This is a genomic window from Limnobacter sp. 130 (genome assembly GCF_902506325.1).
Lineage (GTDB): Bacteria > Pseudomonadota > Gammaproteobacteria > Burkholderiales > Burkholderiaceae_B > Limnobacter.
In genome coordinates this window covers 135,823-152,068 of the sequence record NZ_LR732333.1, presented here as the reverse complement: position 1 = coordinate 152,068, position 16,246 = coordinate 135,823, and the positions used below count along the sequence as shown (strand labels likewise).

At 52.9% G+C, this 16,246-nt stretch carries 10 protein-coding genes; 2 read left to right on the top strand and 8 right to left on the bottom strand.

The window, feature by feature from the left end; translation table 11 throughout:
• Positions 1-67: 67 nt before the first annotated feature.
• The 5 genes from FRIGORI9N_RS14700 to aroG form a co-directional block, all read right to left on the bottom strand.
• The gene (locus FRIGORI9N_RS14700; protein ID WP_159572693.1) at positions 68-571 is read right to left on the bottom strand and encodes a hypothetical protein; all 504 of its coding nucleotides are present in this window, start codon (positions 569-571) and stop codon (positions 68-70) included.
• Positions 572-618: 47 nt separating this feature from the next.
• Positions 619-6,249, bottom strand: a complete 5,631-nt coding sequence (uvrA, locus tag FRIGORI9N_RS14695) for an excinuclease ABC subunit UvrA (RefSeq protein WP_159572691.1) — start codon at positions 6,247-6,249, stop codon at positions 619-621.
• Positions 6,250-6,356: 107 nt separating this feature from the next.
• A complete protein-coding gene (locus tag FRIGORI9N_RS14690) occupies positions 6,357-7,004 on the bottom strand; it encodes a hypothetical protein (protein WP_159572689.1) in 648 nt (215 codons plus the stop codon).
• A gap of 115 nt (positions 7,005-7,119) precedes the next feature.
• Entirely contained in the window at positions 7,120-7,671 is a 552-nt protein-coding gene (locus tag FRIGORI9N_RS14685) for a hypothetical protein (RefSeq protein ID WP_159572687.1), read from the bottom strand.
• A 172-nt stretch (positions 7,672-7,843) separates the two neighbouring features.
• Positions 7,844-8,908, bottom strand: coding sequence for a 3-deoxy-7-phosphoheptulonate synthase AroG (gene aroG / locus FRIGORI9N_RS14680; RefSeq protein ID WP_159572685.1), 1,065 nt, complete (start codon positions 8,906-8,908; stop codon positions 7,844-7,846).
• Between the two features lie 14 nt (positions 8,909-8,922).
• Between aroG and FRIGORI9N_RS14675 the strand changes: the two genes are divergently transcribed.
• Both FRIGORI9N_RS14675 and FRIGORI9N_RS14670 read left to right on the top strand, forming a co-directional pair.
• The gene (locus FRIGORI9N_RS14675) at positions 8,923-9,213 is read left to right on the top strand and encodes a hypothetical protein (RefSeq protein ID WP_159572683.1); all 291 of its coding nucleotides are present in this window, start codon (positions 8,923-8,925) and stop codon (positions 9,211-9,213) included.
• 51 nt (positions 9,214-9,264) lie between these two features.
• Positions 9,265-9,861, top strand: coding sequence for a hypothetical protein (locus tag FRIGORI9N_RS14670; protein WP_159572681.1), 597 nt, complete (start codon positions 9,265-9,267; stop codon positions 9,859-9,861).
• A 1-nt stretch (position 9,862) separates the two neighbouring features.
• Here the strand turns inward: FRIGORI9N_RS14670 and tldD are convergent, their stop codons facing one another.
• Genes tldD through FRIGORI9N_RS14655 form a run of 3 tightly spaced genes read right to left on the bottom strand, consistent with a single transcriptional unit; the run spans position 9,863 to position 16,197 of the window.
• Positions 9,863-11,332 carry a metalloprotease TldD gene (gene tldD / locus FRIGORI9N_RS14665; RefSeq protein WP_159572679.1) on the bottom strand — a complete coding sequence of 490 codons (1,470 nt, stop codon included), beginning with the start codon at positions 11,330-11,332 and terminating at the stop codon, positions 9,863-9,865.
• Positions 11,333-11,342: 10 nt separating this feature from the next.
• Positions 11,343-12,149: a carbon-nitrogen hydrolase family protein gene (locus FRIGORI9N_RS14660; RefSeq protein ID WP_371717406.1), complete on the bottom strand. Its 807-nt coding sequence runs from the start codon at positions 12,147-12,149 to the stop codon at positions 11,343-11,345.
• 1 nt (position 12,150) lies between these two features.
• Entirely contained in the window at positions 12,151-16,197 is a 4,047-nt protein-coding gene (locus FRIGORI9N_RS14655) for a YhdP family protein (RefSeq protein WP_159572675.1), read from the bottom strand.
• Positions 16,198-16,246 lie beyond the last annotated feature (49 nt).

Sequence of the window (16,246 nt, the reverse complement as noted above, 5' to 3'; positions counted from 1 at the left end):
CTCGAGTGGTCACAGGTGTGGATATAGTCGTTGAATTGGTCATGACGAAGTACTCCGATGGTTCAGTTCAAGTTAATTCGGTTGGAGTTTTGAGGCTTTGGAGTTTTCGGAGATCCTCAGAATCAGTGACGATATTGAGCTTCAATACCAAAAGCCTGTTCTTGATGTAAGAGGCAGGGTCTGGGTGATCATCAGTGGGCATAATTTTCAGTCCACTCAAGGTTTGCTCAAGTAATTTGAAATTGCCGAGCAAATCTGCTTGCAAATCTGCAGCAAGGTCTTGGCCGCAAACAGAGCGTGCAAGTTCTTCGGCCGTACTCAGTGCTTGATTCCAGTTTGCCTCAGGATTTTTTACAAGATCTGCACTGAGCTTGTTCCAAATGGCCAGTGCAGCTTTCGAGATGCCAGCATCGCTCTCAGACCTGCCGCTTACAGGCAGACCAGCAGCGCTTTGCGCAACAATATCTTGAGGAGTTAAGGATTCTGAACTCCCAACTCCGGAGAGACTGTCCGGCATATATTCCCCTTGCTCAACTCTTAGCAAAACGACAGGGGAAAAATCCCCTTTCATTTAAGGAACAAATGCGGCCAGAAAGTTCCTCCGGCAATTGGTGAAATTCAGGTTCTATTGGTATAAAACTGCGCCAGGGCTACGGTAGTGTGGCCAGCCTTCTTTCCCTTGGCTTTGGCCATGTCTTGTGGGCTGCCCTGTGCCACAAGCTGCCCACCGCCAATACCCGCTTCCGGGCCCATGTCGATTACCCAATCCGCTTGTGCAATCAAATCCAGGTCGTGTTCAATCACCACCACGGTGTGGCCTGCATCTACCAAACGGTGCAACACAGCGATCAGCTTTTCCACATCGTTCATGTGCAAACCAACCGTGGGTTCATCCAGCACATACAAAGTGGGTGGGCTCATCTGCACACCCGCCTTGTTTTCGCGCACCTTCACCAGTTCAGTCACAAGTTTGATTCGCTGTGCCTCGCCTCCACTCAGCGTGGGGCTGGGTTGGCCAATGGTCAGGTAACCCAAACCCACATCGTTCAACAAATTCAGCGCCTGCGCTATGGCCGGGTGAGCCTCAAAGAATGGAGCGGCTTCTGAACAGCTCATATTCAAAATTTCAGCAGCGGTTTTGTCGCGCCAGGTTACCTGCAATGTTTCAGGGTTGAAGCGTTTGCCGCGGCAGGCTTCACACACCACTTTCACATCGGGCAGGAAGTTCATTTCAATGGTTTGCATGCCTTGGCCATCGCACACCGGGCAGCGGCCTGGCCCTGCATTGAAACTGAAGCGGTTGGCTGCAAAGCCACGCATGCGGGCCTCAATGGTGTCGGCCAGCACATTGCGTATGCGGTTCCAGAAACCGATGTACGTGGCTGGGCAACTGCGCGGTGTTTTACCAATCGGGGTTTGGTCCACTTCCAGCACGCGCGCCACTTGTTCAGCGCCTTCAATCGATTCGCAAGCGAACCAGTTGTGAACCGGCTTGCCTTTCTTGTTTTGATTCAACACATATTGGCGCATATTGGCCAGCAAAATATCGCGGGCCAAAGTGGATTTGCCACTGCCAGAAACACCCGTAATCGCCACCAAACGGCCCAGTGGAATGTCCACATTCAAACCGGTGATGTTGTGCAGTTTTGCACTTTTAATACACAGGCGCGGTGTGTCTTTTTCAACGGGTCGCTTGGGGCTTGCAAGATGCGGAATCGGGCTTTTCAAATAGCGCCCTGTCAGCGAATTCTTGTCCGCCGTTACCTCCGCCACAGAGCCTTGGGAAATAATTTCACCGCCCAGTTTGCCTGCGCCTGGGCCAATGTCCACCAAGCGGTCTGCACGGTTCATGGTGTCAATGTCATGTTCAACAATGACCAAGGTATTGCCCTTGGCACGCAATTCTTCAAGCGCATCCAACAGTCGGTGATTGTCTCGGGTGTGCAGGCCAATGGTGGGTTCATCCAGCACATAGCACACGCCACGCAAGTTGGTTCCCAGTTGACTTGCCAGGCGAATGCGCTGCGCTTCGCCGCCACTGAGTGTGGGCGCACTGCGGTTCAGGTGCAGGTAATCCAGCCCAACCTGTTTCAGAAATTTCAAACGACCCGCCATTTCAATGCGAATGTCTTTCGCAATGACCGATTCACGTTCGTCCAGCTCAAGCTGATCCACCCACTGCAGTGCGTCGCTCACGGTTTGGTCGGCCAGTTCAGCAATGTTGCTTTTCTTGAATTTCACGGCCAATGCGGTGGGGTTCAGGCGCTGACCATTGCAAGCGCCACACACCATACTCTCGCGCAGGTAGGTTCCCTCATCATTCTCCTCCGCGCTTTTGTCTTGTTCGGAAAGCCACTTGCCTTCTTCGCCGGTGGTTTCCGCATCGAAGCCTTCCACTTCCTCGCCCACCCCAAAGCAGCTGGCACACCAACCGTGTTTGCTGTTGTAGCTGAACAGTCGTGGGTCCAGTTCCGGGAAGCTGCGCGCGCAACTGGGGCAAGCACGTTTGGTGGAATAAAAACGGATGGAAGGTGTTTCGCCCTTCTTGCCGGGTGCCTCCACCATCACCGTGCCTTTGCCGTACTCCAGTGCAAGCGCCAACACCTCGCGCAATTCTTTCTCGCCTTTGGCTTGAATGCTCAAGGTTTTTACAGGCAATTCAATGTGGTGTTCCTGATAACGAGCCAGTTTGGGCCAAGGGTTGGTGGGCACATATTCGCCGTCCACGCGCAGGCGCTCATAGCCCCGGTCTACAGCCCATTTGGCAATTTCGTTGTAAATGCCTTTGCGACCCTGCACCAGTGGGGCCAGCAAGGTAATTTCCTGCCCTTTGTAGTGCTGCATGATTTGCGCCAGCATGCTGTCCATGCTTTGCGGGGCAATGGGCACTTCGCAAGTGGGGCAGTGCTGAATGCCCAACTTCACAAACATAAGGCGCAGGAAGTGGTACACCTCGGTGACCGTTGCAACCGTACTTTTGCGGCCACCCCGGCTGGTGCGCTGCTCAATGGCCACTGTGGGTGGAATGCCAAAAATAGCGTCTACATCGGGCTTGGCAGCAGGCTGCACAAACTGGCGCGCGTAAGCATTCAAACTTTCAAGGTAGCGGCGCTGCCCTTCAGAAAACAAAATGTCGAAAGCCAGCGTGGATTTTCCGCTGCCGGAAGGCCCGGTGATCACGGTCATTTTTTCGCGCGGAATGGTCAAGCTGACATTTTTCAGGTTGTGCTCACGCGCATGCAGAATTTCAATGCCGTCGGTCTGCCCGCGCCTGCTGACTGCTGTGTTCAAACCATACAGTGCCGCTGCTTCAGCCACCAAATGATCGTTACTGCCTTTATTCAAGTCAGCTGCATGCAGCAAATTTGTTTGCGCAAGGTACTGCTTGATTGCAATACCCGTGTGGCTAACCTTGTTTTTTGCAAGTTGCTCTGGCGTGCCTTGGGCCACCAGTTCACCACCGTATTCACCCGCTTCGGGGCCCAGGTCAATCAGCCAGTCGGCTGCACAAATTACGTCCAGGTTGTGCTCCACAATCAGCACGCTGTGCCCGGCTTCTTGTAACAAACGCAGTGAACGCATCAACTTGGCCACGTCATCAAAATGCAGGCCCGTGGTGGGTTCATCAAACACAAACAAGTCGCCGCGCTTGGCCACTTTCTGGCCACTTGCGGTGGGTTTCAAATTGGCCAGGAAACCGGCCAGTTTCAGGCGTTGTGCTTCACCACCACTGAGGGTGGGCACAGGTTGGCCAAGGCGTAAATAATTCAAACCCACTTGTGCAAGGGGTTGCAGTGCCTTCATCAAGGCAGCGTCTTTGTCGAACAAATCCAGTGCTTGGTCTACTGTTAATTCCAGCACTTGCGCCATGTTCAACACCTGGCCTTTGCGCTCCAGTGTTACTTCCAGCGCTTCCGGGCGATAGCGTGTGCCATTGCATTCACCGCAACGCAAATACACATCGCTGAGAAACTGCATTTCAACGTGTTCAAAGCCATTGCCACCGCACATGGGGCAGCGGCCATCGCCACTGTTGAAACTGAAAAAACCCGGCTTGTAATCGCGTTCTACTGCAATTTTTGTTTTGGAAAACAGTTTGCGCAGTTCATCAAATGCGCCCACATAACTGGCCGGGTTGCTTCGCGTGGTTTTGCCAATCGGGCTTTGATCCACAAAGGCCAGTTGCGCAATGTGCTCAACACCGTCCAAAGAATCAAACTCACCGGGTGCTTCAGTGGGCTCGCCCTTGATTTTTTTAATCGCAGGAACCAGCACGTCTTGCACCAAAGTGCTTTTGCCTGAACCAGACACACCCGTGAGCACCACCAGCCTGTTCAATGGCAATTTGAAATCAATGTTCTGCAGGTTGTTGGCACGCACGCCGGTCAGCACAATGTGTTCTTTCGAGTCACCGAGCGGTTTGATTTTGTCCACCACTTTCAGCTCGCCTTTCAGGTAGCGCGCTGTGAGCGAGTTTGATTTATCGATTGTTGCAGGCGCACCATCAAACACAATGTTGCCCCCCGCCTCGCCGGGGCCGGGGCCAATGTCCACCAGCCGGTCCGCCTGATTCATCAACTGCGGGTCGTGTTCAACAACAACCAAAGTATTGCCCGCGTCTTTCAAGCGCTGCATGGCTTGGGCCACGCGTGCAATGTCGCGGGGGTGCAGGCCAACCGAGGGCTCATCCAGCACAAACAAGGTGTTCACCAATGAACTGCCCAGCGCAGTGGTCAAGTTGATTCGCTGTACTTCACCGCCACTGAGCGTTCTGCTTTGCCGGTCCAAAGTTAAATAACCCAAACCCACTTGAATCAAGAAGCCCAAGCGCGTGCGAATTTCTTGCAACACCAAATCGCTGGCTTCGTCCAACGCGCCGGGCAGTTGCAGGTTTTTAAACAGCTGCGCCACTTTCAGCAGCGGCATTTGCATGATTTCATGAATGCTGTACTTTGCTGTTTCGCTGGGCAATTTCCACAACAGGGAATCGGGTTTTAAACGTGCGCCATTGCAATCGCCACAGGGTGTGTAACTGCGGTATTTGGAAAGCATGACCCGCACGTGCATTTTGTAGGTGCGGCTTTCAAGCCATTCAAAATAACGGGCCACGCCATAGAACAAGTGGCCGTCCCAATTGCCGTCAAAATTTGCATCACCTTCTATTACCCACAACTTGTGTTCTTCGGGCAGGTGCTTGTAGGCAATGTCAGTGGCTATGCCGCGCTTCTTGGCGAACTTCACCAAATCTTTCTGGCAGCTTTTGAAGCTTTCCGTGGTCCAGGGTTTTACGGCGCCCTCTTCCAGCGATTTGTTTTCATCGGGGATCACCAAGCCGTAATCAATACCAATCACCCTTCCAAATCCACGGCAGGTGTCGCAGGCTCCCAGGGGGGAGTTGAAGCTGAAATGGCTGGGCAGTGGGCTTGAATAATCCAGGTCGCAAGTGGCGCAATGCAGGCCTTCGGAATAGCGCCAAGGCTCCTGTTCCGCACCGTCTTCTTCATGCAGGGTAAACACATTCACCTTGCCCTTGCCCCGGTGCAAAGCACTTGCCACAGCGTCGCTAAAACGGCTTTCCTCAACCCCAGCCACACGGAAGCGGTCTTGCACCACATCCAGCAGTTTTTCCACCACGCTGCGGCCTTTTTTAATCGGCGTTTCACGGTGAATTCGGGTGTAGCCCTGCGCGCTTAAAAAGTCTTCAATTTCCTGGTTTGTGAATTTTGCAGGCACACGCACCGGGAAGGTAACCACCAGGCGCGGGTCGTTTTGGGCAGCCGCTTTGTCCAGTATCGATTGCTTGATGGTGGCCACGGTGTCTTCACGCACCCACTGGCCACACTGGCGGCAATGCAGGTGAGCGGCGCGGGCATAAATCAACTTCAAGTGGTCGTTGATTTCAGTCATCGTGCCCACGGTGCTGCGGGAGGTGCGCACGGGGTTGGCCTGATCAATTGCAATGGCAGGCAGCACGCCTTCAATGCTGTCTACATCGGGTTTGTCCATGCGGTCCAGAAACTGACGCGCGTAAGGCGAGAAGGTTTCAACGTAGCGGCGTTGACCCTCGGCGTACAGGGTGTCGAACACCAGCGAACTTTTACCGCTACCCGACACACCAGTGAACACTGTGATTTCACCAGTTTTAATGTCGATGTCGACATTTTTCAGGTTGTGCTGGCGGGCACCCTTGATGCGAATTACGTTACCTAGGTATTGAGAATTTTGATCTTTTTTTGATTTGCTAGTCATGGGGTGCCTGCAGGTAAACCAGTTGCTACATGACTTTGATTGTACTGGGGGAGATGGGCTTAACGTGGATTAAACCCGCCTGCTTGGCCGAAATTGTGAAAATGGAATTAGAGACTGCAGGTTGCTGGTGGAACTCGTTGGCGCACGCTGGGGGCCTCGACTTGATCACGCAGGTGCAGGGCTGCAGCTTTGAGCGTTCCCACCCTCAATTCGCCGAGCAACGGCGTGCGCATACTCGTGTTTATCAAACCCTGGGTTCCTTCAAAAGCATCAACAAGGTTTCCCAAACTACGGTATTCAGATGACAAGGCGTTGTAGCAAGCAGGTGCCGCATGCTGCGGCAAAACTGAGGCGACCAAACTTTCAGCCAAGCGAATATGCGTCTCGAAAGTGGCTGCCTCTTGTTCAGCCTGCACCAACACTTTGGTAGGCTTGCCTTGGTCAGCACGCTTCAAGTCGGGTTTGTAGCTGTTTTTCATCACAGCATCCAGACACACTTTCAGGTTGTCAGCCTGATCATGAACCAGACTACTGCATACATGCAGATTCTCCAGCTTCTGAAGTACGGGATTGGCCACGCAGGGCGGTGTAGCAAAACGCTTGCATTGCTTCAAATATACCTTAGCCAGCGAATTGACTGATTTGGTCAATTCGCTGGATTCTTTCTTCAAGGTTTGAACATCAGAAATAAAACCGTCCAGCACGGCAGTGCTGTGTTGCAACTGGGCATGAAGATTTAAGGTCGAATTTTGCATTGGGTCAGCGCTCCTGATTCAGTTAAGGAGCGCTTCGTGGAGAATCACGCAAATATGGTTCCTCGATACAACCGTTCTGCAAAGACATGCGCCAACAACAGTCAATCATTCGAGATCAATGAGGATTTCTGTTCAAAGCAATCACTTTTGTGTCCAGATCGGACTGGATATTTCGTTGGGTGTATTGCGCTGCAACTTTAAGCTTACTGATTGCCGCACTCACCTTGGGGCTCTGATCCGCGCCCAATCTACTTGCTCGTTTCTGTATCTTTTCAACTTGACCAGTGCACCAATTCACCTTGTCAGCCTGAGGTATACCTGCAAGATTACCTCGAAACAAAACCTCTTGATGATTCGAAAAAAAATCGACTTCTTGATCAAGGCTTTGTGCCTTTGATGCGAAATCCTTGAGTGTGTCTTTGGCATCACCCAAGAGTTTAATCAAATCTTTAGACTGAATAGACCCACCCTGAGGGGCAAACAACAAGGTTTTGGATTTACCGGTCGTGGCTGCTACATGCGCTTTCATTTCCCTTGCAGTTTGGGCCAACGCCAAAGCTGCACTGGCCAAGGGAGAAATGTCTCGCTTTAAGTTGCTCAAATTTTGTTTGTTAAAGTTGAATTGTTCGACCACAGGGTTGCTAGTGTAAACAGAACTTGAATACATATTGAATAGTCCACAAAGTCACAAAAGGATAAGTCTGTTAACTCTGCACAATAGAAGTTCAACTTATTACTCAGCAAAACTCGTTCTGCACAACAAAAATCCCGCTCGGGGTTTTAAACCCGGCGGGATTCTTTGTTCTTAACCAACAGTTGTCGGCAGCTAAACCCTGATATCAGGCAACCTGAGCCAGCCTGCGTTTGCGCACACCTTGGGCCAATGTCTCCAGCACTTGCAGGCTGTCGTCCCAGCCAATGCAACCATCGGTAATACTTTGACCATAGGTCAATGGCTTGCCGGGTTCCAGATCCTGGCGGCCTTCCACCAAGTGGCTTTCAACCATGACACCCATAATGCGTGCGTCGCCTGCAGCCAATTGCTCGGCGATGTTTTCACACACGCCAACCTGGTTTTTGGGCACTTTGCTGCTGTTACCGTGGCTTGCATCAATCATGATGCGGGCAGCCAGGCCTGCTTTGCCGATGTCTGCAGAGGCAGCTTCAACAGAAGCTGCGTCGTAGTTGGGGCCTTTGCCCCCACGCAGAATGATGTGGCAGTCTTCGTTGCCAGAGGTACTGACAATTGCACTTCGACCTTCTTTGGTGACACTCAGGAAGTGGTGTGGGTGCTGCGCAGCCTTGATCGCATCCACGGCAATTTTCACATTGCCGTCGGTACCGTTCTTGAAACCGACCGGGCAGCTAAGGCCAGAAGACAACTCACGGTGAATTTGACTTTCAGTGGTGCGGGCGCCAATGGCACCCCAACTGACCAAATCAGCAATGTACTGGGGAGTGATCATGTCGAGAAACTCGGTACCCGCTGGCAAACCAAGGCCGTTGATGTTCAACAGCACTTCACGGGCCATGCGCAACCCTTTGTTGATCTCGAAGCTACCATCCAGATTGGGATCGTTGATCAGCCCTTTCCAGCCCACAGTGGTGCGTGGCTTCTCGAAATACACGCGCATCACAATTTCCAGGTCTTCCGCGTATTTTTCGCGATACACCTTCAGCTTGTTGGCATATTCCATGGCGGCTTTCACATCGTGAATTGAGCATGGGCCCATCACCACGATCAAGCGATCGTCGCCACCATGCAAAATTTTGTGCATGGCATTGCGAGAACCCGCCACTGTGTCTGCAATTGCAGGGGTAACGGGCACGTCTGCGATCAAGGTCGCCGGGGTGATCAGTTCTTTAATTTCTTTGATTCTCAAGTCGTCTGTTACCGTGTTCATGCCAATTCTCCTGAATGCTGGCGCGCTTTTTGTTCAAAGTGTCGGTTCAAAAAAAAACCGCCAGGGGTTTAGGGCCTGGCGGTTTTGGGATTCATTTGAACTATGTGTTTTTACGCACAACCCTCTTCCGCCGCTTGCCCGTACCAGGCAAAGAAGCCAAAAAAAGCATAAAAAGAGTGCGCGAAAATCGTGTTCATCTTTTAAATGTAATCAATTCATGGCCGCTGTGCAAGCGCGCTGAACGGAATTCTAGCAAGTCACAGGTGGATGTGGTTGGCATCCCACTGAAAAACAAGGAACTTTGACAGCTTTGAGTTCACTCAGGCGTTCAATTTCAATACACCAACCTAACACTCATGAGCATGAACGAAATCAACCCAATTCAAATGAACCCATTGAATATTGCCCCTGCACCCCAGCAGGCCCAACAACGCCCCACCGTGGAAGCGGTCAGGGCCTTGGCCACGCAAATCAGAGCGCAGACCGCAATTTTAATTCCCTTGGTGAACAATATCTGCACATCGTGGATGATGTTGCCACAGGCGCAGGCTGTTGCCGCGTCCGCTTTACAACAACTCAAAAGCACCTTCCTGGAACCCAATGAGGGTCATGCGGACTTTCTTCGCAAACTAGAGAATTGCACTGATGAAGTGCGGCACAACGCCAGAGAGGTTACTCGTTTGGCCATGTCCTTGGACAACAACAGCTTCGAGGCGCTCGAAGTCGCCAGCCATTTGCTTGAGCGTGGTCCGAGCAACCTGCTGGTAGCGACGCCATTGGGCCCCTGGTCTCTGTCGAAGCAGGCCATTGACGTCAATCTGTTATACCGACTAACGGGTGACATTGGCGTGCTTCTAGGCCCACAACCCGCAGATCAAGGCAACCTTTTGGCCTTGCATGCGGAATGGGCGCAAGAGGATGATGCAATCGCCCCCTACGCACCCCAACGCTAGTTTACTGCGTACCGCCCATCACCAGTCCATCGATGCGCAAGGTGGGCTGACCAACGCCCACGGGTACACTTTGACCTTCTTTGCCACAGGTACCCACGCCGTCATCCAATGCCATGTCGTTGCCTACCATTGAAATTTTGGTGAGCGAGTCGGGGCCATTGCCGATCAGGGTCGCACCCTTAAGCGGATAGGTAATTTTGCCGTTTTCAATTTTGTAGGCCAGCGAAGCCGAGAACACAAATTTGCCGCTGGTAATGTCTACCTGGCCACCGCCAAAGTTCACGGCATACACACCATCTTTGACACTGGCAATAATTTCCTCAGGGGTTTTATCGCCGTTCAGCATGTAGGTGTTGGTCATGCGGGGCATGGGCAAATGAGCAAAACTTTCGCGGCGACCATTGCCAGTCACCGGCATTTTCATCAGGCGCGCATTGGTAATGTCTTGAATGTAGCCCTTCAAAATACCGTCTTCAATCAAGGTTGTGCACTGGGTTTTGTTGCCTTCATCGTCGATATTCAGCGAACCACGGCGGCTGGCCAGGGTGCCATCGTCCACAATGGTGACGCCTTTGGCCGCCACACGCTGACCAATCATGCCGGAGAATGCACTGCTGCCCTTGCGGTTGAAATCGCCTTCCAGGCCGTGGCCAATCGCTTCATGCAGCAAAATGCCGGGCCAGCCAGAACCCAGCACCACGGTTTGGGTACCCGCCGGGGCAGGGCGAGCCTCCAGATTGATCAAAGCCTGATCAACCGCGGTGTGCGCATGGTGCATTAAAAATGCGTCGTTGAAATGGCCAAAGTCATAACGACCACCTGCGCCCGATGATCCGGTCTCGCGACGACCTTTTTGCTCAACCACCACGCTCACATTCACACGCACCAAGGGGCGTACATCCGCGGCCAGAACACCGTCGCTTCGGGCGACCAGCACCACATCGTACGCACCCACAACATTGGCCATGACCTGCTTTACGCGTTTGTCGCGTTTGCGGGCGAATTGTTCAAGGCGCTTGAGCAGGTCCACTTTTTCAGTGGAGGTTAGCGTTGGAATGGGGTTCAAGGGGCTGTACAGCGCCCTGCTTTCAGCACCCGCAAAACCTTTGCCTGTTTTCAGGTTGCGGTTGGCGGTTTTTCCCAGGCTTGCAATTTCACGCACCGATTTGGCAGCTGCCAAAATGGGTTTGAATGCAATGTCGTCGGAATAGGCAAAAGCAGTTTTGTCGCCGCTCACGGCACGCACGCCCACACCTTGTTCAATGTTGTAGCTGCCCGATTTCACAATGCCTTCGTCGAGCGACCAGCCTTCGATGCAGCCGTACTGGAAGTACAAATCGGCGAAATCTACCTTGTGTGAGAAAATTTCACCAAAGGCCTTTTGAATGTGGCCCTCATCGATACCGTAGGGGGTCCACAACAGGCTTTGAGCGGTGGCCAGGTTGGAAATGGCGGGGTCTACTACTTTCATTTTGAATCCTTTAAAGCACGCGGTGCGTAAGCGCGGGCAAGCTGTTTCGCACATCAACTATCTTAGCAGGGTCGAGCTGACCCAGCACAACCCCCTCGCCTTCTTCCAGCACATTCTCAACCTCGCCCCACGGGTTCACCAACATGGAATGGCCCCAGGTGCGGCGTCCGTTCTCGTGCAGGCCGCCTTGGCCACAGGCCAGCACATAACACTGGTTTTCAATGGCGCGGGCACGCATGAGCACCTCCCAGTGCGCCCGGCCGGTGGTGTAGGTGAATGCAGCGGGCATCACGATTAGATCAACTTTGCCCATGGCGCGGTAAAGCTCGGGAAATCGCAGGTCGTAACACACTGAAAGACCGATTTTGAAGCCATCCACATCCGCCACCACTGGCGTGTTCCCCGGCAGCAACACACGGGCCTCATCGTAACTTTCCTGCCCTTTGGTGAAACAAAACAGGTGAATTTTGTCGTAGCGTGCTGTGCATTCGCCCTGCGGGTTGAACACCAGGCTGGTGTTGTACACGCGGCCATCCACCGGGCTGGAAATTGGCAAGGTGCCCGCCACAATGTGCAAATTTCGGACTGCGGCCTGATCAGCCAGGAACTGCTGAATGGGGCCACTGCCGAAGGGCTCAGCGATCGCGAGCTTGTCCGTGTCTTTGTGACCCATCAGGCAAAAATATTCAGGCAACAACACCATGCGTGCGCCCTGCTTTGCCGCCTGCCCGATCAGGCGTTGCGCAATATCCAGATTGCGCTCAAGGTCGGGGGTGGCAATCATTTGCAGGCTGGCAACCATCATGGGCTTGCTCATGCTAATTCCTTGTGTTGGAGTCATTGGTGGGCGGCGTTACAGGGTCGCCCTTTCGAACCCGTTCAATGACCGGGGCCACCCATGGACCACTTACTTTGTACTGAAACGAGAAAATCTTTGACAGCGGGTCTTTCAGTACAAAATCGGCAATCAATGACGCAATACCCACCGCGGGGTTGGCCGCGATCACGGAATAAATCAGCGAACCACCCGTTGGATTCAGATCAGGCAACACAACCACATTCAGGTTTTGGGTTTCACTTTCAAGGTCCAGCTTGCCATCCATCAACACGGTGGCGCTGGGCCCGGTCATTTTGAAGTTCTGGGTGCTGGCAATGCCCTCTTTCAGGGTCACATCAGCTTCCATGGTGTCGTACGCAAAACCTTCTGAAAACACGTCTTTGAAATCAAGTGCAAAACGGCGCGGGATACTTTGCAGTGAAAGCACGCCCAGCAATTTGGCAACACCGGGATCCGCCTTCAAAAACTGCCCTTTGCTGCTTTTCAGCTTGAATTGACCGCTCAAACTGCCGTAATCAATGTTCGTGGGGGCATCATCCCAGCGCAATCGCCCAACCAGCGTACCCTCACCACCTTGAAAAACCCCAGCCATGCCAAGTCGGGTTAACAACCCACCCGCATTTTTCACGGTTTGGTCAACGTCAATGTCGGTGCGCTGATTCTTCAGGTTTTCGCCATACTGCCAAACCCCTTTTGCCCGAATAATCGATTCGGGGTTTTCTATGCGGAGTTCTTCCAGCTTCCATTCTTTTGGGCGTTGCCCCAGCACCGCACGCGCCTGTTCCTCACGGCTTTGATTCACCGCGATCAATTTAAGGCTACCCAAAACCAGGTCATTCAAACTGAAATTGTCCACCTGCACATCTAGGGCTGGAATACTGGAAGCCGGTTCTTCGACCAAATCACGGATACCGCTGTCCAGCGTTTTCGGAATAACCAGGGTTTTAAATCTCGCCAACACAGCGCCATCCGGGCGTTGTTTGTCTGAAATCCAGGAAAGATAACCATCGACACCTTTGGCCTTCACATCAAACTGCCATCGCTTTTCAACGGTGCGCGCGGCCACTGACACGCCTTCGAATGATTTGCTGCCCACATTCAAACGCTCTGTGCGAATTCCAACTTTCAGTTTCACATTGGTTTCGGTGGTGGGGTCACCCATCAGTTCGCCCATCAAGCCCGTGTTGCCAGATGCCGAGGTGATGTCGTTGAAAATGGTGCGCCACGTGTCCAAATCAATAGTCGGCACCCGAATATCGCCCTGTATGCCAGCAGTGGGAGCAGCCAAAGGCGCGCCGATCGCAAACTGCAAGGAATCAATACCAGCTTGACCACCGTCATCAAGAACTGCGGCACGCAGCTGTGCCAGTGGCTTGGTATCCAGACCCAAATCAACTTGCCAACGTTCGCCCTGCGCAGTGGCGGTTTGGTTCAGCTTGAATGGCAAGCGGGCATCTGCCTTTTTGGCAAAAGGCGCTGGCAACTTCACTTCCAACCCCTGCAACTGACTGTTGACATCAACTGCCACACCATTGTCGCGTGTTGCCACCACCACCGTATACGGTGCACTACCGGCCAAATAAGGTTCGCTCAACGGGTTCAAATATTGGGCAAGTCCCTTGGCACGCGCTGTGCCATTGGCCCTGATTTCCATTCGTCCGTTGGCGTCGGTGGTGCCTTTGACCACAACCGGGCCACCCAAGGCCTGGCCTTGAAGTTGGTCGATGAACAAACCCTTGTTGGAAAACTGGATGAGCCCATCCACATTGCTGACCACCGGCATACCCCGCACCACACGTATGGAGTTGCCCTTCAGTTGCAAATCTCCTTTCACCTGGGTTTTCTCGGGAGCTGCAATTGGAATGGACAGGCGCAAATCAAGATTGGCATTGCCCTCAACCTGGGCATTAATCAGCGCTTCGTTCAGAATTTCCCGAACCGGGCTTTGATTCACAAAAGCCACCATTTTGCTCAATTCGCCCTGACCTTGCCCCTTGATTTCCAGCAGTGGTTCCCAGGCATCCAGGTTGTCAATACTGGCTTGAACAGCTTTCAGACTTACCCCTGAAGTTTCAGCAATATCAGCCTGAATCAACATGCGCTTGCCAATGAAGGTGGCCTTGCCGTCCACCTTTTGAATGCCCGGCCAACCCGGGGCATAGGTCAGCTCACCATTTTCGAAAGGCACTTCGATCTTGAACACACCGGGGTGCTTGGGATCTGCAAAGGGAAAGTCGCTTAATCGGCCAGACAGTTCAAACTGACCATTCTTTGCCATGCCAGCTTTCAAATTCTCGGCCAGCCATTCCCGTGCACTGGCCCCAATCACCAAGGGGAGATAATTGGCCACCCGCTCAATATTGGCCATGGGCAGGGTGCCCTTGATGTCAATGACGTCCGATTCATTCCGGCGAAACTGGTAACTGCCTTCAACTTGCGCCTGCAAATCAGAGTTGCTGACCGTCAGTTGCTCCACTGAAAACTCTGCCGGCTGATTGGCGGTGAACACATCTCGCCAAGCGCCCCGGCCTTCAATGGCGTCGAAAGCGAGTGTTTCTGCTGCAAATATTTCAGGCAATGAAATCTCAGAATTACTGCCCCCCAAGGTCCATTCTCCCTTGGAGTCACTGCCTTTGAATGTGCCGCTGAGGTTTTTAAAACCGGTGATTCTGCCATTTGATTTTGGCGAAGTGTCGCGATACAGCACAGTGAGTTTGCTGAAATCAACATCGGACTTGAACGACACGGATTCCTCATGAGGCTTGTCCCCTGAGGTTCTCCAATCCAAAGCCACCCGGTTGATCATTCCGGCCACTTCAAAAGACTTCAGGGTTTCAAGCCGCTGAAGTTGACCCAAGTGCGGGCCCAATTCCAGCACCACAGCCTGCGCCTGCGCCGCGTCCAGCTGTTGAATTTGTATGCCCCAGTCAACCCCGTCGGCGCTGGCTTGCTTCCTGAGCGACAGGTCGGTGGGGCCGAACTGCTTTTGACCGGCGATCTGCCCCTTCAATTGTCGAATCGAAATGGCATTCGGTTCAAACAATGCATGTTGACCCTGAACTTCAATCAGCGCGCTGGTGTTGGTCATGTCAAAAGGCGCAGCATCCACCTCGGGATTGGAAAAACGCAATTTACCCACCCGCGCATCCAGCAGTGAGCGTTGCACCAAACCATCCTCAAAATCAATCCACAATCTTCCCTGTGGCTGGGTTAAGTCCACATCCAGGCCAAAAGTTTTGAATACCGACTCCAGCGGTTCAGTTTGGTCCACCAGCGTATTGAGATAAAAGCTGCCTTTCCATTTGCTCACATCGCCCAGCTGGCGTTCAAGCAAGGGCGTTTTAAAGTTCAAACGGGCATTGACCGGTGTTTGGGCCAACACAGGCAGCTTGAAAGTAAGGCCAGCCTGGTGGCGACTTATACCATTCTCGATGAGCAGCTCAGTCTCGATGGCTTGCGCCTGGGGAAACTGTCCCATGGCGTCTGTCCAGTTCAAAACGCCATTTGTCAGCAACACGCGTTGTTGTGCCAGCAACCAGTCCAGGCCAGGGTTACCTTCAGTTCCGTCGTCCAGCATGGGAATGCCGGCCACTTCAAAAATGCCTTGGGAATTGCGCACCACACTGAGTTCTGGCGACTGTACTTCCAGGTTTTTCAAGCGGGGGTTGAATGCAAGAATACTGGGCAAAGACCAGGTTAACTGCACTTGTTCGGCAGTAAACCCGGGGACACCATTGGCTTGGGGCAAACGAACGTTTTGAACCACCAGCAAGGGGCCAAAGCCTCGCCAACTGGCTTGTATCTCGCCAATTTCAATTGGGGTGCCGGTTTGGTTTTGTAAAAACTGCTGAATCTCGGGGCGGTAACGATCCACCTCAGGCAACACCAACCACTTAACTGCCAGCAAAGCCATGCACAGGGGGGTATACACCGCAATCAACACCCAAAACAACACCGCCCCTGCACGCCGAAGCGTGGGGTTGCCCGTGACTTGTTGCACCAGTGCCTGATTTGTTCCTTCCTGCAAGAAATACCGCCCCGATAATCGTCAACACCTGTAGTACGCTATTGTAGAA

What these genes read in the sequence shown, in the direction of transcription:
- FRIGORI9N_RS14700 (WP_159572693.1), bottom strand. Translation starts at nt 571, where the DNA reads ATGAAAGGGGATTTTTCCCCTGTCGTTTTGCTAAGAGTTGAGCAAGGG.
- FRIGORI9N_RS14670 (WP_159572681.1), top strand. Translation starts at nt 9,265, where the DNA reads ATGAGCATGAACGAAATCAACCCAATTCAAATGAACCCATTGAATATT.
- FRIGORI9N_RS14690 (WP_159572689.1), bottom strand. Translation starts at nt 7,004, where the DNA reads ATGCAAAATTCGACCTTAAATCTTCATGCCCAGTTGCAACACAGCACT.
- aroG (WP_159572685.1), bottom strand. Translation starts at nt 8,908, where the DNA reads ATGAACACGGTAACAGACGACTTGAGAATCAAAGAAATTAAAGAACTG.
- FRIGORI9N_RS14685 (WP_159572687.1), bottom strand. Translation starts at nt 7,671, where the DNA reads ATGTATTCAAGTTCTGTTTACACTAGCAACCCTGTGGTCGAACAATTC.
- uvrA (WP_159572691.1), bottom strand. Translation starts at nt 6,249, where the DNA reads ATGACTAGCAAATCAAAAAAAGATCAAAATTCTCAATACCTAGGTAAC.
- tldD (WP_159572679.1), bottom strand. Translation starts at nt 11,332, where the DNA reads ATGAAAGTAGTAGACCCCGCCATTTCCAACCTGGCCACCGCTCAAAGC.
- FRIGORI9N_RS14675 (WP_159572683.1), top strand. Translation starts at nt 8,923, where the DNA reads ATGCTGGCGCGCTTTTTGTTCAAAGTGTCGGTTCAAAAAAAAACCGCC.
- FRIGORI9N_RS14660 (WP_371717406.1), bottom strand. Translation starts at nt 12,149, where the DNA reads ATGAGCAAGCCCATGATGGTTGCCAGCCTGCAAATGATTGCCACCCCC.